Origin of the sequence: Terrisphaera buseokensis (assembly GCF_047521145.2) — a bacterium.
Lineage (GTDB): Bacteria > Verrucomicrobiota > Verrucomicrobiia > Opitutales > Opitutaceae > ER46.
This window is the reverse complement of sequence record NZ_CM134186.1, coordinates 3,869,442-3,889,968: the sequence shown is the minus strand read 5'-3', so window position 1 is coordinate 3,889,968 and position 20,527 is coordinate 3,869,442. Positions and strand designations below refer to the sequence as shown.

The 20,527-nt window shown below is 65.9% G+C and carries 14 protein-coding genes; 11 read left to right on the top strand and 3 right to left on the bottom strand.

Annotated features, from left to right (window positions below):
- Window positions 1-41: 41 nt before the first annotated feature.
- Both ACLJEU_RS14495 and ACLJEU_RS14490 read right to left on the bottom strand, forming a co-directional pair.
- On the bottom strand, window positions 42-959 hold the full coding sequence (locus ACLJEU_RS14495; RefSeq protein ID WP_414661732.1) for a dihydrodipicolinate synthase family protein: 918 nt from the start codon (window positions 957-959) through the stop codon (window positions 42-44).
- 126 nt (window positions 960-1,085) lie between these two features.
- The gene (locus ACLJEU_RS14490) at window positions 1,086-2,072 is read right to left on the bottom strand and encodes an NAD(P)-dependent oxidoreductase (protein ID WP_414661733.1); all 987 of its coding nucleotides are present in this window, start codon (window positions 2,070-2,072) and stop codon (window positions 1,086-1,088) included.
- Window positions 2,073-2,245: 173 nt separating this feature from the next.
- On the opposite strand from ACLJEU_RS14490, the gene ACLJEU_RS14485 reads away from it, so the two are divergent.
- Entirely contained in the window at window positions 2,246-3,430 is a 1,185-nt protein-coding gene (locus ACLJEU_RS14485; protein ID WP_414661734.1) for a sialidase family protein, read from the top strand.
- 51 nt (window positions 3,431-3,481) lie between these two features.
- On the opposite strand, the gene ACLJEU_RS14480 is transcribed toward ACLJEU_RS14485, so the two are convergent.
- A complete protein-coding gene (locus ACLJEU_RS14480) occupies window positions 3,482-4,738 on the bottom strand; it encodes an acyltransferase family protein (protein ID WP_414661735.1) in 1,257 nt (418 codons plus the stop codon).
- A 211-nt stretch (window positions 4,739-4,949) separates the two neighbouring features.
- On the opposite strand from ACLJEU_RS14480, the gene ACLJEU_RS14475 reads away from it, so the two are divergent.
- The 10 genes from ACLJEU_RS14475 to ACLJEU_RS14430 all read left to right on the top strand — a co-directional run bounded on the left by ACLJEU_RS14475 (window position 4,950) and on the right by ACLJEU_RS14430 (window position 20,510).
- Complete coding sequence (locus ACLJEU_RS14475; protein WP_414661736.1) at window positions 4,950-5,540, top strand: RNA polymerase sigma factor; 591 nt, start codon at window positions 4,950-4,952, stop codon at window positions 5,538-5,540.
- Entirely contained in the window at window positions 5,521-6,615 is a 1,095-nt protein-coding gene (locus tag ACLJEU_RS14470; RefSeq protein ID WP_414661737.1) for a FecR family protein, read from the top strand. The genes ACLJEU_RS14475 and ACLJEU_RS14470 overlap by 20 nt, the downstream gene beginning before the upstream one ends.
- Window positions 6,616-6,715: 100 nt before the next feature.
- Window positions 6,716-10,213 carry a carboxypeptidase regulatory-like domain-containing protein gene (locus ACLJEU_RS14465; protein WP_414661738.1) on the top strand — a complete coding sequence of 1,166 codons (3,498 nt, stop codon included), beginning with the start codon at window positions 6,716-6,718 and terminating at the stop codon, window positions 10,211-10,213.
- 52 nt (window positions 10,214-10,265) lie between these two features.
- Entirely contained in the window at window positions 10,266-11,171 is a 906-nt protein-coding gene (locus ACLJEU_RS14460; protein WP_414661739.1) for a ComEC/Rec2 family competence protein, read from the top strand.
- 103 nt (window positions 11,172-11,274) lie between these two features.
- Entirely contained in the window at window positions 11,275-14,409 is a 3,135-nt protein-coding gene (locus tag ACLJEU_RS14455) for a TonB-dependent receptor (RefSeq protein WP_414661740.1), read from the top strand.
- Window positions 14,410-14,447: 38 nt separating this feature from the next.
- On the top strand, window positions 14,448-15,533 hold the full coding sequence (locus ACLJEU_RS14450; RefSeq protein WP_414661741.1) for a ComEC/Rec2 family competence protein: 1,086 nt from the start codon (window positions 14,448-14,450) through the stop codon (window positions 15,531-15,533).
- Entirely contained in the window at window positions 15,530-16,576 is a 1,047-nt protein-coding gene (locus tag ACLJEU_RS14445; RefSeq protein WP_414661742.1) for a hypothetical protein, read from the top strand. Before ACLJEU_RS14450 ends, ACLJEU_RS14445 begins: the two co-directional genes overlap by 4 nt.
- Before the next feature lie 212 nt (window positions 16,577-16,788).
- Window positions 16,789-18,195 (top strand): Gfo/Idh/MocA family protein, encoded by a 1,407-nt coding sequence (locus tag ACLJEU_RS14440; RefSeq protein ID WP_414661743.1) that lies wholly within the window; start codon window positions 16,789-16,791, stop codon window positions 18,193-18,195.
- 9 nt (window positions 18,196-18,204) lie between these two features.
- Window positions 18,205-19,260 (top strand): Gfo/Idh/MocA family protein, encoded by a 1,056-nt coding sequence (locus ACLJEU_RS14435; protein WP_414661744.1) that lies wholly within the window; start codon window positions 18,205-18,207, stop codon window positions 19,258-19,260.
- Window positions 19,257-20,510, top strand: coding sequence for an acyltransferase family protein (locus tag ACLJEU_RS14430; protein ID WP_414661745.1), 1,254 nt, complete (start codon window positions 19,257-19,259; stop codon window positions 20,508-20,510). The genes ACLJEU_RS14435 and ACLJEU_RS14430 overlap by 4 nt, the downstream gene beginning before the upstream one ends.
- Window positions 20,511-20,527 lie beyond the last annotated feature (17 nt).

Sequence of the window (20,527 nt, the reverse complement as noted above, 5' to 3'; positions counted from 1 at the left end):
CCACGGGGCCGGCTGCGTTCCCAGCCGCGCCGATTGGGCATTCACGGCAACTTCGAGCAATAGTCGAAGAATCCGATCCGTTCGAAGCCCTCGCGCAGGCTCTTCTCCTCCGCGGCGGACACAACTCGCAGTGGCAGACGCACCGGGCCGCAATCGATGCCGATCAGTTTCATCGCGGTCTTGCCGGCCGAGAGTCCGCCATGTCGACCGAGCACCTCGATGAAGTCCATCGCCTTGAGCTGATCGCGGCGCGCGGCCGCGATGTCGCCCCGCTTGAACGCCTCGATGATGCGCAGGTAAAGCGGGGCCGCGAAATTGTACGTGCTGCCCACCGCGCCCGGCGCGCCCAGCACAAGACCAGAGAGCAGAATCTCGTCGCGGCCAAACAGCATCGTGAACTTGCTGTCCGCGACCTCCATCGACCGTCCGAAGTCCATCAGGTTTTCATGCGTGAACTTCACGCCCGCCAGATTGGGAATCACCGCGTTGGCCGCCTGGAGAAAATCGGCGGCGGGAAACGACACGCCCGTCATCGCCGGCATGTGATAATAGTAGAACGGCAGCTTGGGCGCGGCCGCGGCGATGCGCGCGCACCAGCTCACCAGTTCGCCCAGGCCCGGCGGCCGGAAAAAGCTCGGCGCGAGGGCCGCGACGGCGTCAGCGCCCGCCGCCTGGGCATGCGCCGCATAAGCGCAGGCGTCGCCGATGCTCAGGTGGCCGACATGCACGATGACTGCCAAGCCCGCGGGCCGGGCGGCCACCCAGGCCTCGACCACCTGCCGGCGTTCCTCGCCGGTGAGCGACGATCCCTCGCCGGTCGTGCCGCAGATGAAGGCGCCCGAGACGCCGTTGTGGGCGAGCAGGCGCGCCTGCAACGGAATCATGTCGAGCGCCAGCGATCCGTCGGCGCGAAACGCCGTGTGCGGAGCGGCAATCAATCCAGAAAGTCGTTTCATCATGGGAAAAAAGCGGAGGGCAAAGTCGTACGCTCGTCGAGCCCTCCTCAGCCAACAAGGGCGGGGCGGTGGTTCATAAGAAATACCTTTGCGCGGCGGCGCTCGAGACTGCGCGCCGCCACGAAGCGATCACGTGCGCCGGTGCGCCCAAGCCGTCGGGTCAATCAAGGTGGCCGGTCGCTCGCCGGCCAGCGCCGCGAGCACCAGCTGCGCGGCCGCCACGTGACTGCGCTCGCGCCCTTCGTTCGTGTACGCCGCGATGTGCGAGGTGGCCACGACCCGCGGGTGACGGAAGAGCGGATGATCTGGCGCGACCGGTTCGCGCTCCCAGACATCGAGCCCAGCTCCGGCGAGTTGGCCCGACTCGAGCGCGGCCAGCACGGCGCCCTCGTCCAGCAGCGGTCCGCGGGCCGTGTTGATCACGATCGCGCCGGCCGGCAGCAGGGCGAGTTGTTCGGCTCCGATCAGCCGGCGCGTGGCATCGCCCAGCGGCGCGTGGAGCGAAAGGACATACGAGGAACGCAGCAGCGCGGAGAGGTTGGCGCAGGGAGTGGCGCCAGCCTCGGTCATCACGGCGGCGGGCACAAAGGGATCGAACGCGAAGACGCGCAGGCGGATGGCGCGCGCCATCTCAGTGACGCGGCGGGCAATGCGGCCAAACCCGACGAGTCCGAGCGATTTGCCCGCGAGATCGAAGCCCATCACCTCGGGATCCAGTTTCCACACGCCGGCCTTGGCGTACGCATCCGCCGCAGGGATACGCCGCGCGACGGCAAACATCAGCGCGATCGCAAACTCCGCGGTCGACTCCGTCGGAGCCTCCGGCGTGTTCACCGCGCACACGCCGGCCGCGGTGGCAGCGGGGACGTCAACGTTGTCGTAGCCGATGCCCGTGCGCGCGATGACCTTCAGCCGTGTGGCGCGCGCGAACGCCTCCGCGTCGTAACGCTGGCGCGTGCCGACGATGGCGGCGTCGGCGTCCGCGAACGCGAATGGCGGTTGCGCCGCGTCGCCGGCGGGAACGGTCGGCCCCGAAAGCGCGACGCGCCCGCGTAGCAGGTCGAGCGCGGCGCGATGCAGGGGAACGTCAGTCCAGAGGCGGGGCAGGGAGCTCATGGGGAGAAACGGCGGGAGCGGCGGGCAGGCGATGGGGTGGTGGTCGCGTCAGCCAGAGCCGGCCCGACTGGCGCGCAATCGCAACGATTTTCCCTGCCTCGCCCCGACTGGACTCCTGCGGAGACCATGGCCTGTGACTTGTGCCGGAGGCGTCGGACGTTCACTGCTGACGGATGCCCCGCGTTTTCCTTCGTGTCCTGGTTTCACTGCCGCTGTTCGGTGCGGCGCTGCCCCTGCTGCTGCTGGCCGCAGACCCAGCCGACGCTGGCGCGAAATTCAAGGCGGCCAAGGCGGTGTTCCCGCCCACGGTGGACCTGTCGGCTGACGTTTCCCGGCAGGTCGTCATCGCCGCGGGCACCGCCGAGATCTACCAGGGTCATCCCACGACGGTGCTGCTGCCCGACGGCCGGACGATGTATTGTGTCTGGACCTACAATCACGGCGGCACGGTCGGTCCGCTCAAGCGCAGCGACGATGGCGGCCGGACCTGGAGCGGGCTGCTGCCGGTGCCCGATAGCTGGAAGACCGTCCGGAACTGCCCCGCCCTTTACTCACTCACGGATCCGAAGGGCGTGAGCCGGCTGTTCGTCTTTGCCGGCCAGGGGCCTGACGGAAAGATGGCGCAGGCGCACTCCGTCGACGGCGGCCGCACGTGGACGCCGATGATCAGCAACGGGCTCGAGTGCGTCATGCCGTTTTGCACCATTGAACCGATTGAAGGCGGGAAAAAGCTGCTCGGCCTGACCAATATTCGGCGGCCCGGTGAAACGCAGGAAGTACGCTCGAACGTGATTGCGCAGAGTGTTTCGGCGGACGGCGGGCTGACGTGGACGCCGTTTCAGATCGTGCTCGATCTTCCGGGCCTCAAGCCATGCGAGCCGTGGGTCGTGCGCTCGCCGGATGGACGCGAGCTGCTGTGCCTCATTCGCGAAAACGAGCGACGGATCGCTCTCTTCATGACGAGTCGCGACGATGGCAAAACCTGGTCGGCGTCGAAGCCACTGCCGCCGGGACTTTATGGTGATCGTCACGTGGCGCGTTATCTGCCCGACGGCCGGCTGGTGGTGTGTTTTCGCGACACCGGCGGCGCTTATGGCAGCCCGACGTCAACGCACTTCATCGCGTGGGTTGGACGTTACGACGATATCGTCAGCGGCCGCGACGGTGCCTACCGCGTCAAGCTGCTCCACAGCCACAAGGGTGGCGACAACGGCTATCCGGGCGTCGAGGTGCTGCCCGACGCCACCATCGTCGCCACGACCTACATCAAATATCGTGCCGGTCCCGAAAAGAACTCGGTCGTGAGCACGCGTTTCAAACTCGCCGACACGGACGTACTGGTGGCGGCGCGGCGCTGAGCGAAGGTTGCGGCCGGAATCAGGCGATCAGCGATCTCTGCGTATGCAACGTCAGATCCGCAGGAAGATCTTCCGCCGGTACATCCACCAGCACACGAGCCAGAAGACGAGGCCGACGGCGGTCGCCTGCACCATCGGCGCCTGGTTTGCACCGAAGACCTTGAAGACGTCGTCGCCCAGGTGGGTCTGAAAGGTCTTCGCGGTCCAGCCGCGGAGCATCATGCCCATGCTGTAGATCGCGATCGAGTTCATGCCGACGACGAGCAGCGGGAAACTCCACGCGCGCCACTGCCGCAGATCGATGATCGCATACAGTGCCGCGAGAATCAGGCAGCACCAGCCGGTGGAGTACAACGCCCACGACGGCGTCCAGATGCGCTTCACGAGCGGCACGCCCATCCATCCCAGGACCGTACCGGCGGCGAGACCGCCGATGCCGGCGAGCACAAGGAGGACGAACTTGCGGCGCGGCGTGCGACCGGAGCGGAGCATTTCGCCGCACATCAGACCGAAGAGCATCGTGGCGAGCGACGGGATGAAATTGATCGACTGATACCCGCCGCTGTTGAAGACAAACGGTTCCGGGCGCGTGACGACGTTCAGCAGCCCCGTGTCGATCGCGTGGCCGACATTGGCGTTCTTGTGCCACGCGGGTTTGACGTCGGCGAGATTCGCCTGGGCCCAGCTCGCGCTGACGCCGACGTTTGGCGCGCCCTTGGCAACATCGATGCCGGCGTGCGGGAAAAACGAATACAATGCCCACACGCCGCCAAGCAGTGCGACCGCGGTGATGACGTGCGTGCGCAGCGATCGGCCCCACAGCAGGAAGAGAAACGGATACCCGAGTCCGATCTGGGTGAGCACGTTCATCAGCGACCACTCGGTCGTGCGTCGGGAATTCGAGATGAGAAAGATCCCGAGCGCCGCCAGGATGATCCCGCGCGTGACCGCATGGCCGAACATGCGGGACCACGAATGGCCTTCGCGCTGCCGCTTCAGGTACGAGTAGGCCATCGAGACGCCCACCATGAACATGAACGACGGCTGGATGAGATCCCAGAACCCGCAGCCCGCCCACTCGACGTGCTCGAATTGGTGGAGCACCGCCTGCCAGAAGCCGGAGTCGGGCGTGGCCTTCAGATAATTGCGCGCGGTGGCGGCGAGCCCGAAGCCGTTGAACGCGAGTGCCACCATGATCAGGCCGCGGTACGCATCGAGCGACTGCAGGCGCGTAGCCGCGGGCGGAGTCGGGGAAAGCGTGACGACGGAAACAGGCCGGGCCTCGAGGGGTGAAGTCGCAGTGCTCATGGGGGCGGGGATCGTTGCCGCGCGAGTCAGGGGAGGGCGTCGCGCGCGTTGGCGGAAAAGGGACTAACGTCCCGTCGCGGGTGAGGCGATATTTTTCTAGGCGTGGCCGCGGAATGCACCATGCGCGGAAAATTCGCCTCGCGGTTTTCCGCCGACTTCCCCAGTTCCTCGCGCGGCACTCTCGATCGTGGACTCTTCCTCCGCCTCTCCCTTGTCCTGCGCCGCGCTGCCGGCCGCCCCGGCGACACCCGCCGATGCGGAACTCGCGCGCTGGTTCCGCGAAGAGATCCAGGCGCACGAGCGCGATCTGCGGGCGTATCTACGCGGACGCTTTCCGACGCTGGTGGACGTCGATGACCTGGTGCAGGAGACGTACGCGCGGCTGCTGCGGGCGCGCGCCGTCGGCCGGGCGAGTCTGACGCGCGCCTACTTGTTTGTCACGGCGCGCAACGCGGCGCTCGACCAGCTGCGTCGGACGCGCCCTGTTTCGATCGACGGTCTAGCTGAGATCGACCGCCTGGCCGTTGTGGAAGAGGGGCCGAACGCGGCCGAATCCGCCAGCCATGACCAGGAACTCGAATTACTCGCCGAGGCGATCGCGACGCTGCCGCAGCGTTGTCGCGAGATTTTCGTCCTGCGCCGCTTTCACGATCTCTCCCACCGCGAGATCGCCCGGCGGCTCGGCATCGCCGAAAACACGGTTAACGCCCACCTCGTCACCGGCATGCTGCGGTGTCGCGACTATCTCCGCGCGCGTGGCGTGACGCCGGAAAGGAAAAACGATGAACGACTCCGCAGCTGAGAGTAATGCTGGCGGCGATCGCCCGGCCTTGCGCCTCGAGCGGGAGGCGACCGAGTGGTTCTTCCGCCGCGACGGTGGCTTCACCGCCGCGGACGAACGCGCCTTCGCGCGCTGGCTCGCGCAAAATGAAGGGCAGGCTGCCGCCTTCGCGGAAATCGAACGCACCTGGCGGGTGCTTGGGGCCACGCAGGACCGCGTCGCGGTGCCCATCGGGATCGCTGACCTTCCGGCGCGCCGTCGCTCCGCGGTGGCGCAGGTGGCCTTGCGTGCGGCCGCGGTCGTCGCACTCGGGGTCGGCAGCTGGGCGTTGTGGCCACGAAGCGACGGCACCCGCGCGTGGTGGGGCAGCGCCGGTGCTTCGTTCGCCGAACAGGCCGCCACGGAATCCGGTGGATTGCGACGGCTCGATTTGCCCGACGGGTCGACGCTGACGCTCAATGCCAGTAGCGCCGTCGACGTGCAGTTTTCCCGGAGCGAACGCCGCGTGCGGCTGCTGCGGGGCGAGGCGCATTTCACCGTCGCACCCAACTCCGCGCGTCCTTTCGTCGTCGAGGCCAACGGCGTCGCGGTGAAAGCCGTCGGCACCGCTTTCAACGTGCGGTTGCAGTCGGCGTCGGTCGACGTGCTGGTCACCGAGGGCAAAGTGCGCGTCGACCGCGCGCTGCAAGGGGACTCGCTGCTGGTGGCGCCGGTGACGGCCGCAGCGCCGGACTTCGCACCTCCAGAGAGCGATCGTGTGTTGCGCCAGGGTGAGCGCGTTGAGATTCCCCTGAGCCTGACGAAGGCACCCGCAGCGGCGCCGGTCGCGACCGTTTCAGCCGGCGAGATCGAGGCCGCCCTGGCGTGGCAGAAGCGTTGGCTGGATTACACGGATGCTCCGCTCTCGGAGATCGTCGCCGACTTCAACCGCTTCAACCAGCATCGGCTGGTCATCGCGGATGCCACGCTCGCGAGCCGGCGCTTCGGCGGCACGTTCCCGGCGGGTGACCACGCTTCCCTGGTGCAGCTGCTGGAGAAAACATTCGGCGTCGTCGTCGAACGCCGCGAACGCGAGACCATCCTGCGGTTGCCCTAGGCCTTGGCGCGATCGTTGCACAAGCGTCGCATTCGCCTGGGAAAAAATGTTTCGCGGGCACTAGCGAGTTGGAGCAGCTGGTCCGTTGTGTGGTCAGACCATGACCTTTCGTTGCCCCGCGTTTGATGTCCCCAGTCTCCTGCTGGCACGGCTGCGCTGTGTGCTGGTGACGCTCCTGTTGCCGTTCTGCCAGGCGGCCGAACTGCCGACGCGGAGCTTCGATCTGCCGGCGGGCGACGCCCTGGCGACGCTCAAACAGTTCTCCACCCAGGCGGGAGCTCGTCTGCTGTATTCGGTCGACGCGGTGCGCGGCGTCACCACGAACGCCGTGAAAGGCGCGTACACGCCGCGCGACGCCCTCGTGCGGTTGGTGGCCAACACCGGTCTGGTCGTGAGCGAGGCAACGACCGACGGCGCGCTCGCCGTGAGTCGAGGGAGCGCCCCGGTCCCAAACGGATCCCGGGCGGCGCCGATCGCGGCGGCCGCCCGCCCGGATCGAAACCGTGACGCGCCCAGTTCGGCCGGTCGGACCCCGGGGAACGAAGGCGCGGGCGCCGTCGAAGGCACGGTGGCCGATGCCCGTCGCGGCGAATATCTCGAGAAAGCGCGGATCACCGTCGAGGGCACGGCGATCGAGACGTTCACCGATGCCACAGGACGTTACCGGCTCGCCGGCGTTCCGGCCGGAGCCGCGCGCGTGCGCGTGTTCTTCACGGGATTGGGCGCCCACGTTGAAGTCGTCGAGGTCGCAGCGGGCCGGAGCACGACGCAGGACTTCAGCGTGACCGGACCGGGGACGTGGATCGGCGGCGCGGGCAGCACGGTGAAGATGGATCAATTCGTCGTGAGCACCACGAAGGAGATGGATGCCGCCGCCATCGCGATCAACGAGCAGCGGTTCGCACCGAATCAGGTGAAGGTCGTATCCGCCGATGAGTTCGGCACGGTGTCCGACGGCCGGGTGGGCGAGTTCATGAAATTTCTTCCGGGCATCGTCTTCGACTACAGCGGCGGCGATGCGGTGCGCGTGTCGATGAGCGGGGTGTCGCCTGACAATGTGCCCATCACGTTTGGCGGCTTCGATCTGGCGAGTTCCGCCGGCGCTTCCACCTCGCGCGCCACGGAGCTGAACGAGCTTTCGCTCAACAGCATCTCGCGCGTCGAGGTGTTGTATTCGCCCACGCCCGAATCGCCGGGCATGGCGCTGGCGGGCTCGGTGAATTTCGTGCCACGCAGTGCGTTCGAGCGCTCGAAGCCCGCGTTCAACTACAGCGTGTCGGTCCTGATGAAGGATGCGGAGCGTCACTGGGGCAAGACCCCTGGCCCGCGCTGGGAGCCGAGCCGGAAAATCAACCCGGGTTTCGATTTCTCCGCCATCGTGCCGGTCAACCGCAACTTCGGTTTCACGGTGACGGGCGGCTACTCGAAGGACTACGCGATGGAGGACAACTCGCAGCTGACGTGGCGCGGCGTCGGCGGCGCGACCCTCGCGCCCGCGGCCAACGGCACGCCGGGAGCACTGCCCGACACGACGCCCAACAATCCGTACGCCACCAACTACACGCTGCGGGACAGCGGCAAATTCACCGAGCGCAAGTCAATGAGCACAACGCTGGATTATCGGCTCACGTCCAGCGACCGGTTGTCCTTTGCGTTTCAATACGCGCTGACGATGCAGGCGTACGCGAGTCGCTTCCTGGCGTTCAACATCAACCGGGTCGAGCCCGGCAACTGGGGGCCCACGTTCACGCATGGTGCGGTCGGCGGCAGTGAAGTCGCGATCACGACGCGCGGCCGCATTTTGCCCGGCCGGACGTTCATGCCGTCGCTGATCTACCGCCATGACGGTCCGGTGTGGAAAGCGGAGTCCGGCGTCAGCTACTCGAACTCGCGTCTCCACTATCAGGATATCGACAAGGATGCGTTCGACGCGAATTTCGGCCGGCGCACCGGCGTCACGGTGAGCTTCGATGACATCTTCTACCTGCGGCCCGGACGGTTCACGGTGACCGACGGCGTCACGGGCGCGCCGGTGAATCCCTACGACATCAACAGCTACTCGCTCACGACGGCGGCCAGCACGCGGACGCTGGCCTACGACACGAAGCGCACCGCGTTCGCGAATCTGCGCCGCGACCTCGAGGTGCGCGGCGTGCCGGTGACGCTGAAAGGTGGACTCGATGTGCGCACCGCGGCCCGCGATCTCAACGGCGTCGGGCAGGAACTGTTCACGTTTGTCGGTCGCGACGGCCGCACCAGCACCACGCCAGTCAACAGCGACGACGGCGCCGGCATCGCGCTCGATGAAAGTTTCTCGACGCGGACTCCGCCGTATGGGTTTCCCCCGACGCAATACATCAGCGGCAAACGCTACCTCGATCTCTACAAGTCGAACCCCGAGTTGTTCACCCGCAATCCGAACAACGACTACCGCAATGCGGCGAACGTGTCGAAGCGGGCCGAGGAAACGATTTCCTCCGCGTATCTCCGGGCCGACGTCGCGCTGCTGCAGGGACGGCTCAAGCTCATCGGCGGCGTGCGCGCCGAGCAGACCAACATCGACGCCGCGGGCCCGCTCGCCGATCCGACGGCGAATTTTCAGCGCGATGCCGCGGGCAACATCCTGCGCGCGGCGAACGGCACGCCGATCCTGATCGTGCCGACGACCGATGCGCTCGGCGTCTCCCGGCTCACGCTCATCCCGCGCGGCATGCAGGCGAAGAAGGAGTACCTGCGGTATTTCCCGAACCTGAACGTGAATTACAACGTCGCGGAAAACCTGATCGCGCGCGCCTCGTTCTTCACCTCCGTCGGCCGCCCCGACTACAACCAGTACGCCGGCGGCATCACGCTGCCCAACCTCTCGGCGCTGCCGAGTTCCACGAACCGGATTCAGGTCAACAACGTCGGCATCAACGCGTGGAGCGCCGAGACCGTGCGCGTGCGGCTCGAGTATTACTTCGAGCGCGTCGGTCAGATCTCGCTTGGAGCGTTCCGGCGCAACTTCACGAATTTCTTCGGCACCACCTCGTTTCAACCGACGCCCGAGTTTCTGGCCTACTACGATCTCGATGCGGACAGCTACGGCGGCTACGAGGTGTTCACCCAGTACAATCTGCCCGACACCGTGCGGATGGACGGCATGGAGCTCGACTACAAGCAGGCGCTCACGTTTCTGCCGCACTGGGCGCGCGGCGTGCAGGTCTTCGGGAATGTCACGCTGCTGCGCGCCGTCGGCACGGACTTCTTTCCCGATCTGATCCCGAAGAATTTCAATTGGGGCGTCAGCCTCACCCGGTCCAAGTACAATCTCCGCGCGAACTGGAACTACCGCGGTATCCAGCGCCGGGCGCCGGTTGCGGCCGGTCGCAGCATCGAGCCGGGCACTTACAATTATCGTTCCAAACGCCTCTACGTCGACATCAGCGGCGAGTATCAGCTCACCCGGCGGTTCGGACTGTTTTTCGCTCTGCGCAACGTCGGCGCCGCCTCCGAGGACGACAAGATCTACGGCCCCAGCACGCCGGACTACGCGCGCTTCTTCCGCCGCCAGGATTACGGCTCCCAGTGGTCATTCGGCGTGAAGGGCACGTTGTAACGACGACGGCGGAATCAAATCGTCCCGCGTTTCTCTCCCTGACTCACCTCGCATGAAGCTGCACCATATCCTCGTCACGCTGCTCCGCTTCTCTGTCTTCGCCGGTGTCGTCACCGGACTGCAGGCGCAGGGCACGCTCACGGTCACCGTGCTCGACTTTCAACTCCACGGTCTCGCCGTGGTGCTGAAGACGCCGACCGGGAAAACCTGGCTCGTGGATACCGGACCCGGCGAAAAGGGGCCGTACTACGGCGCGCGCGACGTGATTCTGCCTCTCCTCAAGCGGGCCGGCGTGAGCGCGCTCGACGGCGTCATCATCAGTCATCCGCATAACGATCACCGCGGCGGCCTCGCGTACCTCGTGGATAACATTCCGATCCGCGAACTCGTCGATGGCGGCTACGCGGAGATCGGCGGCAGCGAGCTTGAGACCTATCGCAAGCTGCGTGCGCGCTATGTCGCCGGCGGCGGCAGGTCGACGATCGTCAAAACGGGCTCGCGTCTCGCGCTCGATGCCGGCCTCGACGCGGAGATCCTATGGCCGCCCGCCGGGCTTCATCGGCCCGACCCGACCAAGAAGGACGATCAGTTGTACAACGCGAACTCGGTTGTCCTGCGGCTGCAGCATGGGGCGAATGTCTTCCTGTTTCCCGGCGACAATCACGGACTGACCTCGACGGCGACGGTGATCGATCCCGCGACATTGAAATGCGATCTGCTGGTGGCCCCGCATCACGGACTGAACTCGAACGCCGCCATGGCGGAACTGACCCGGCCGAAGATCGTGCTGGTGGCGAGCCTGGCCCAGTACCAGCCGTCGCTGATTCGGCCGTATGAACTGACGCAGGGCGCCTTCCAGGGCGTCGGCTCCGCGGTGTACGCGACTTGGGTGCACGGCGACATCACCGCCGTCTCTGACGGCAAGAAAATCCAAGTGACCACCGCGCGCCAGCCGTGAACGCGTGACGTTTCTGCGACGGCTCGCGGTGATGCTTGCCCGTGCGCCGGTTCGCGGCGGTGTTGAACGAAACCGTCGCGCCCAGCCCAAGCACCTTGACCCCATGGACTCGCTTCCTCTCTCTCCCACATCGACCTCCCGCCGCGTGCGCCTCGGTGCCGCGTTTGCCGCCTGCTGCGCTATCGTCGCGCTGGCCTCTGCCGCCGGCACCATCGAAGGACGCGTCTTTTACCCGGCGAAAGCAGAGTACCTCGAGAAGGCCCGCGTGAGCGTCACCGGGACAGCACTCGAGACGCTGACTGCTTCCGATGGCAGCTATCGCGTGACCGGCGTGCCCGATGGGACGGTGACCGTGACGGTCTTCTTTACCGGCCTGGCGCAGCAAACGGCGCGGATCACGGTCGCGCCGGGGCAGACGGTCCGGCAGGATTTCGAGCTCAGTGCGCCGGGTCGCAGCGGCGCCACCGGCGATGCGACCGTGAAACTCGACGATTACGTCGTCTCGGCGTCGAAACAGATGGACGCCTCCGCCATCGCGATCAACGAGCAGCGGTTCGCGGCAAACATCAAAAATGTGGTCGCCGCGGACGAGTTCGGGCCGGTCGTCGATGGCGACGTCGGCGAGGTGTTGAAGTATCTTCCCGGCATCACGATTGGCTACATCGCGGGGGACGCCCGCACGTTTTCGATCAACGGCGTGTCGACCGACTACGTGCCGGTGACCGTTAACGGCTTCAATCTCGCCAGCGCGCAGGGCAACACGAACCGCAACGTCGAGCTGGTCTTCGCCTCGACCAACAACCTGTCGCGCGTCGAGGTGCTGCATTCGCCCACGCCGGAATCGCCGGGGATGGCGCTCGCCGGGTCCGTCAACATGGTTGCGCGCGCCGCCTTCGAGCGGGCCAAGCCGAGCCTGAACGTCAGCGCGTACCTGTTGATTCGTGGCGACGCCGTGGACTTTGAGAAGACGCCGGGCCCGGGACCGATTGCCTCGCGTGAACGCACCCGCAAGGTGCATCCGGGTTTTGATTTCTCGTATCTCATGCCGGTGAACAAGCGGTTCGGCTTCACCGTGTCGGGCGGAACATCGGTACAATATCAGCCTGCGGCGATCGCGACGACCGCGTGGCGCGGCACGCTGAACGCCACCAACGGTACGACCTTGCCGGATACGACGCCGGACAAGCCGTACCTGACCGAATACAACGTGCGCGACTTCCCGAAAGAATCGACGCGCTCGTCGATCGGCGCGACGCTGGACTACAAGCTCGGCGCGCACGGCCGGGTGTCGTTTTCCATCCAGGCGGTCAGTTTCGGGCAGCACACCAGCAACCATTCGCTCTCGTACCTCATCAACCGGGTGAACCCGGGCGACTTCAGCCCCACGTTCACGCGCGGGTTTCCGGGGCAGGGCGAGATCCGGCTCACGAACGTCTCGCGCGAACGCGACAGTATCTCGTACATGCCGACGCTGGTGTTTCAGCACGAGGGACCGATCTGGAAACTCGAAGCGGGCGCGGGCACCTCGAGGTCGCGGACGCATTTCCACGATATTTCCAACGGAAATTTCAACAACACGATCGCACGCCGCACGGGCGTCACAGTGTCGTTTGACGACATCACGATGCTGCGCCCGAACGTCATCACCGTCACCGACGGCGTCACGGGCGCGCCGGTCGACCCGTTCAGCCTTTCGAGCTACGCGCTCGCAACCACAACCGGCAAATATCACCGCACGCTGGACGTGCAGCGCAGCGCCTACGCCAGCGCGCGGCGGGATTTTCTGTGGCGCGTGCCTGTGACCCTGAAGGGTGGACTCGATGTGCGTCAGTCCATCCGCGATCACCGCGAGACGACGATCCCGTACACGTTTGTCGGCGCCGATGGCCTGGCCACGACGACGCCGACGGGTGGCAGTGACGACGGCGCCGGAGTCGTGCTCGACGAGGTGTTTTCCACGCGCACGCCGGGCTACGGGTTTCCCCGGATCCAGTGGGCCAGCGATCGGGAGCTCTGGGCGCTTTACCAGTCGAATCCCCGCTACTTCACCATCAACGAAAACACGGCGTACCAGAATCACGTCAACAACTCGAAGCTCGCGGATGAGGTCATCTCGTCGGCCTACCTGCGCGGTGACGTGAGTTTCCTCGAGCGCCGCTTGAAGCTGGTCGGCGGACTGCGGGTCGAGCAGACGAATCTCACCGCCGAGGGACCGCTGACCGACCCGACCCGCAACGTCCAGCGCGACAACGCGGGCCGTCCGATCCTCGGGGCCAACGGCCAGCCGCTGCCCATCACCACCGACCCGCTGGGAATCTCGCGGTTGACCCGGATTGAACGCGGGATGCGCGCGGAGAAGGAATATCTCCGCTACTTCCCGAATCTGAACGCGAGCTACAACGTGCGGGAGAACCTCATTGCGCGTGCGGCGTACTACCTTTCGGTCGGCCGGCCCAATTTCAACCAGTACGCCGGCGGCCTGACGCTGCCGGATGTCGATCGGCTGCCGAGTGCGAGCAATCGCATCACCGTCAACAACGCCGCGATCAAGGCGTGGTCGGCGAAGACGACGAAGGTGTCACTCGAGTATTATTTCGAGGGCGTCGGCTTGTTTTCCGTCGGCGCGTTTCGCCGCGATTTCGAAAACTTTTTCGGCAGCACGGTGTTCAACGCCTCGCCGGAGTTCCTGGCGGTGTACGCGCTCGATCCGGCGGTGTACGACGCCTACGACGTCGCGACCCAGTTCAATCTCGACAGCACGGTCCGCATGGAGGGTTACGATTTCAACTACAAGCAGGCGCTCACGTTCCTGCCGCCGTGGGCGCGCGGCGTGCAGGTGTTTGCCAACGCCAGTTTCCAGCGCGCCACCGGAGACGCGGCCGCGGAGTTTGCCGGCTATGTGCCGCGCAGCAGCAGTTGGGGCGTCAGCCTGGCGCGTCCGAAGTACACGCTGCGGATGAACTGGAACTACCGGTCCCGGGCCCGGCAGGCAGCCGTGGCGGCGGGGCGCGGGATTGCCAGTGACACGTTCAACTGGGGCGCGAGCCTGCTGACGCTGGATGTCAGCGGCGAGTATCAGATCCACAAGCACATCGGCCTGTTCCTGAGCGTCCGCAACCTGACGAACGCGCCGCAGGACTTGGAAATCGCCAACGCGCAGACGCCGGCCCACGCTCGCTTTCGTCAGCGCTCCGATTTCGACTCGCTCTGGACCCTCGGTCTCAAATCGACCTTTTGAACTCCGCTCCCGCCTTGAACAAGAATCAACCTGAACGCGTGCGTCGTCCCGCTTCGTGCGTGATGCCGACGTGGCGCCACTATGGAGCGGCCCTCGTCGCGCTATTGGGAGTGCTCATCTGCAGCTCCGGTGTCGATGCGGCCCAGGGGAAACTGACGGTCACCTGGCTCGACATGGCGGCCCACGGGCTCGCGGTCGTGGTGGAGACGCCGGGCGGCAAGGTGTTTCTCATCGACACCGGTGGCACGAAGCAAAGCGGGACCGAGAATTACAATGCAGGACGCGACACGATTGCGCCGTTTCTCACCGCGCATAGGCACAAGGAAATCGCCGGCATCACGATCAGCCACCCGCACGGCGATCATTATGGTGGTGCGGGCTGGCTGCTGGAGAACTGGAAGGTCCGCGAATTCGTGGACAACGGGTACGAAGGGCGGGGCCAGACCGACGCCTACAAGCAGCTGCGCACCGTCGCCGACCAGCGCGGCGGTGTTTATTTGCTGCAACAGCGCCAGGCCGCGGAGCGGGCCGCGTTGCAGGCCACCGTGGAAACCCGCGCCGGCGCCTATCGGGCCGTCGTGGCGGGCGCGCGACTCGAGTGGGATCCGGCGTTGATCGTCGAGGTACTGTCGCCGCCCGCGGAGTTTCTCGGCACCGCGGCGGATCCGAAGAAGATTTCCGAGCACGGACTGCTCAACCAGAACTCGATCGTCCTGCGCGTGCAGCACGGGAAGAATGTGTTTTTGTTTCCCGGCGATTGCTACGGCGGTTCGTTCGAGCAGCACTTGAAAGCCACCGTGACGCCCGATCGCCTGAAGACCACGGTGCTGACGGCGCCGCATCACGGCTTCAACCCGGGAACCAATTTTCCGAAAATGGTGATGCCGCAGGTCGTCGTCGCGTCGGCGCTCGGTGACTACCCGGCCAACGCCACGACGCCGTATCCGCGTTCGCCCGGCACGCATGCGACCAAGGTGTTTGGCGCGCTCGGCGCGAAGGTGTTCGTGACCGCGTGGCATGGTAATGTGCAGGTGGTGTCCGACGGCGAGACCGTGACGACCACGGTGCAACGCGAGTCGGAGCCGTGGCCCGAGCCGCCGAAGGCGCCCCTTCCGGCCAAATGAGCGGCATCGTTGGCCACACGTTGTACGCGGTGCTCGGCGCGAAGGCGGCGTCGCACCGGCACCTCGGCCTCGCGGCGATCGCGACGCGGAATTTCCCGAGCTTTCTCGCTGGTGCGTATCTCGGCAGCGACATTCAAGTGATGCCGGAGGCGGTGTGCGTGGACACCGGCCGCGAGGTGGGTTTCGGCACGGTGCCGCTGGGAAAAAGTCCGATCACCGGCGGTGCGGTCCGGCCGTGGACGTTGAAGCATGGCGGACGCGAATACCGGCCGATGGAGATCCACGAGCGCTTCTACGGTCGATCGCACGTTGTGTTCGGTTGGCCGCGCGCCGAACGCGCGAATGCTGTGCCGTGGGAGCGGTTGGACGAGTATTGCGCGGCGGTGCTGGAGGACACGCTGGAGTTCCACGGCCCGAGCGAGCGCGCGATCGCGTACGTGCTCGGCTGGATGGTGCACGTCGTGAGCGACAGCCTGATCAAGTCGCAGCGCGCCGGCCTCGAGCTGCATCTCCTCGACGGCAAATACACGCCGCGCAACCGGCCGATTCAGGATCTTGTTTCGTTTCACGAGATCGGGATCAAGGAGTTCAAACTCAACTGGCCGGCGCTGCTGGCGGATCTGGCGGCGACTCCGGTCGAGCCGGTGCAGTCGCACTACATGCGCGTGGGGGAGAAACGCGGCCGGCTGGCGGCGGCGTTTCCGGAATTGTGGGCGCCGGCAGAGGCTCCGCTGCTCGCCGCCGTGCTCGCGGAAAACCGGCGTTGGTGCGGGCCGCACGCGCGCGACGAGCTCAAGGCCATGGAGCTCGTATCCGGACCGGATGGACGCCCTGACTGCAATCCGGAGCTGCGGCGCAGCGTGGGTTTGAGCTACGACCAGATGGTCGAACTGGCCGAGAAGGCTCACTACCGCCGCGCGCTCGGCTACATCGGCGATGTGATCGCCGACCTGATGGAGGCGATCGGGCGTCGTTCCCCGCGGCTCGCCCGACTCGGCGGCGAGCACGGCCCAGGCTGGGAAACGTGGATGAAACGTTGGTGAGGCCTGGAAGCGCGGGCGGTTTTCCAGTGGGCCGGTCCGTCGCCACGGCCGGAGATCCGGCGATGACGATCCATCGTTGCACTGCCCGCCTTTCGCCCTTTGCTCGGGCCGATGCCCCCGCCGATCCCGCCCCGATTCGTCGCGCCCTCCGGCGTGACGTCGCGAGGTAGTCTTCGGACGGGATCAACCACCCCAGGAACCACCCATTGCTCATGAATTCAACGCGCCGGGAATTTTTAGCCAGAACCGGATTGGCTGGCACAGGACTGATGGCGGCAGGCTTTCTCGGCACGACGCCGCCGGCGATGGCGGCGACGCCGGTGGCCGCGAAGTCAGGCGGCGGGACGCGGCGCCAGCAGTTCAACATGTGCGGGTACGGCGCGCCGAAACTGGAGAAGGTGCGGGTCGGCCTCATTGGCGTCGGGTCGCGTGGCTCCGGCGCACTGCCGCGGTTGCGCGCCATCGAGGGCGTCGAGATCACGGCGCTCTGCGATCTGCGGCCGGAACGCATCGCGGCCGGATTGAAGGCGCTCGAGCGCACGAATCACAAGCCGGTCACCTACTCGGGAACCGCGGAGGCGTGGAAGGAGGTCTGCGGCCGCGACGACATCGATCTGATTTACAACTGCACGCCCTGGCACCTGCACGCGCCGATCTCCGTGTACGCGATGGAGCACGGCAAGCACGCGGTCAGCGAGATTCCCGCCGCGGTGACAATCGACGAGTGCTGGCAGCTCGTGGAAACAGCGGAGCGGACCAAGAAGCATTACATGATGCTCGAGAACTGCTGCTACGATTTCTTCGAGCTGTTGACGCTTAATCTCGCGCAGCAGGGTTTCTTCGGCGAGGTCGTGCACGGTGAGGGCGCGTACCTGCACAACCTGATGGAGCTGAATTTCAGCAAGAAGGGCTACCATGACATGTGGCGCCTGAAGCAGAACGCCGCGCGCAACGGCAATCTCTACCCGATGCACGGCCTCGGTCCGATCGCGCAGATCATGAATATCAACCGCGGCGATCGGATGGACTATCTCGTCTCGGTCCAGAGCAACGACTTTCAGATGGGCCGGAAGGCGGAGGAACTCGCCGCCACGGACCCATTCTACTCGCCGTATGCGGGCAAGCACTACCGCGGCAACATGAACACCACGACCGTGCGCACCGAGCTCGGCAAGACCATCATGGTGCAGCACGACGTCACGAGCACCCGGCCGTACTCGCGCATTCACACGGTCGTGGGCACGAAGGCCACGGCACAGAAATGGCCGTCGCCGGCGCGCATTGCCACCGGTCATGAGAATTGGCTCTCGGACGCGGAAATGAAGAAACTCGAGGAGAAGTACACCTTTGACCTCGTGAAACAGGTGGGTGCGACGGCCCGCAAGGTCGGCGGCCACGGCGGCATGGATTTTCTCATGGACTGGCGGCTCATCAGCCAGCTGCGTCACGGTCTGCCGCTCGACATGGATGTCTACGATGCGGCGTCGTGGACGTCCGTCGGGCTCCTGTCCGAAGTGTCGGTCGCGAATCGCTCCAACTCGGTCGACATTCCCGATTTCACCGGTGGTTCGTGGCGCAAGAACAAGCCCGTCGACCTCACGCTCAAGCAACCCGTCTGATCTGCCCTCATGCGCGCATGGTTTCGTCCGGGATCGTTTGGGGTCGGCCTGCTCTGCGTCGCGGTGACGCTGTTGCCCGTGGCGGCGGGCGCGGCGGAGAAGCTGGGCGTCGCGTTATATGGATCGAACGGACACCAGCTCCGGCCCGACACACTGGCGACCCACGCCCATGCGCGGCTGGTCGGTGTGGCAGGAGTGCGCGCGACCAATCTGCCGCCGGAGGTCAAGCGCTACGCGTCGCTCGACGAGGTGCTCGCCGATCCGGCAGTGGGGTTGGTGTCGCTCTGTTCACCGCGCCGCGCCGATCAGGCGCGCGATGCGATCCGCTGCCTCGAAGCCGGCAAGCATGTCTACGCGGAAAAGCCGTCGGCGCTGACTGAGGCGGAGCTCGATCAGATTCTGGCGGTGGCGAAGCGGACGGGAAAACAGTTTCACGAGATGGCGGGCACGGTGTTCGTCCAGCCCTACGCGGCGATGCGGCGGCGGGTGAGCGAGGGCGCGGTGGGCGAAGTGATTCAGATTCTCGTGCAGAAGTCCTACCGCTACGGCGCGACGCGGCCGCAGGACGAGGCGATCGACGGCGGCATGTTTTTGCAGGTCGGCATTCACGCCGCGCGCATGATCGAACACGCCGGCGGCGTGCGCATCGCCTCCATCGAAGGCTGGGAAACGACCACGGGCAAGCCGGCGAAGGAGGCGGGCGAGGGCAAGATTGCCGGCGTCGCGCAAATCCGCCTGGAGAACGGCGGCCTCGCGACGATTGTGATGAACTACCTGAACCCGGCCGGCACGCCGTTGCCACATGGCAACGAGACGTTGCGAATCTTCGGCACGAAGGGGTTTATCGAATCGGTCGACGGTGGCGCGCGGACCCGGCTCGTGACGTCTGCCGGGATCGTCGAGCCGCTGGAACCGACGCCCGCGGCGCAGGATTATTTTGATCGGGTGGCGGCGCACCTCGTCACTGGCGCGGCGCTGCCCCTGACGCTCGACGAGGAACTGCATCCGCTCCGGATGCTGCTGCGCGCGAAGGAAACCCTGCGGCGATCTGCTCCGAAACCATGAACACGTCCGCCCGCAACGACTCCACCACCGCCGCCGCCGCCGTGCCTGCCCCGCATCCTGCGCCCGAATCCGGCGCGGTGACGCGGCTCACCTCGCTCGATGCCTACCGCGGTTTCGTGATGTTTCTGATGATGGCGGAAGTGCTGCGGATTTCCCGCGTCGCGCGCGCGCTGCCGGAGAGCGGTGTCTGGAAATTCCTTTCCTGGCATCAGAGCCACGTCGACTGGATCGGTTGCTCGCTGCACGACCTGATCCAACCGTCGTTTTCATTTCTCGTCGGCGTCGCGCTGCCGTTCTCCGTGGCGAGCCGCATCGCGCGCGGTCAGTCCAACGGCGCGATGCTCGGCCATGCGCTGTGGCGGGCGATCGTGTTGATCCTGCTGGGCGTGTTTCTGCGCTCGACCCACGCTGCCAGCACAAACTGGACGTTTGAGGACACGCTCACGCAGATCGGACTGGGCTACGCGTTTCTCTTCGCGCTGGGGCTGCGCCCGCTCCGCGATCAGTGGATCGCCCTCGGCGTGATCCTCGTTGGGTACTGGGCCTTGTTCGCGCTGCATCCGGTACCGGGAGCCGACTTCGACTATGCCAAGGTCGGCGTCACCAAGACCTGGCTGGATACCAACGGGCTGAACGGATTCGCGGCGCACTGGCAGAAGAACAGCAACGCCGCGTGGTCCTTCGACACCTGGTTCATGAATCTCTTCAGCCGCGAGAAGCCGTTCCTCGCGAACCGCGGCGGTTACGTGACGCTCAGTTTCATTCCCACGCTCGGCACCATGATTCTCGGGTTGATTGCCGGAGGCGTGCTGCGCAGCGGACGCTCCCCGCAAGCGAAGCTGCGCTGGCTCGTGATCGCCGGCGTGATCGGCCTGGGCGTCGGTGCGCTGCTGGGCGCGCTCGGCGTGGTCCCGGTGGTGAAACGCATCTGGACGCCCTCGTGGGTGCTGTTCAGCGGCGGCTGGTGCTGCCTGTTGCTGGCGTTCTTCTACGGCGTGGTCGACCACTTGAAAGCACGGAGCTGGGCGTTTCCGCTCGTCGTCATCGGCGTCAATTCCATCGCGGCCTATCTCATCGCGCACCTGTTCCAGGATTTCATTCTCACCGCGCTCACCACGCATCTGGGGCTGGCGCCGTTTCAAGCGCTGGGCCCGGCGTATCAGCCTTTCCTGCACGGCGCCGCCGCGCTCGGGATCATGTGGCTCCTGCTGTTCTGGATGTACCGGAGAAAACTGTTTCTGCGGATCTAGGAATCGGCTGCGATGGA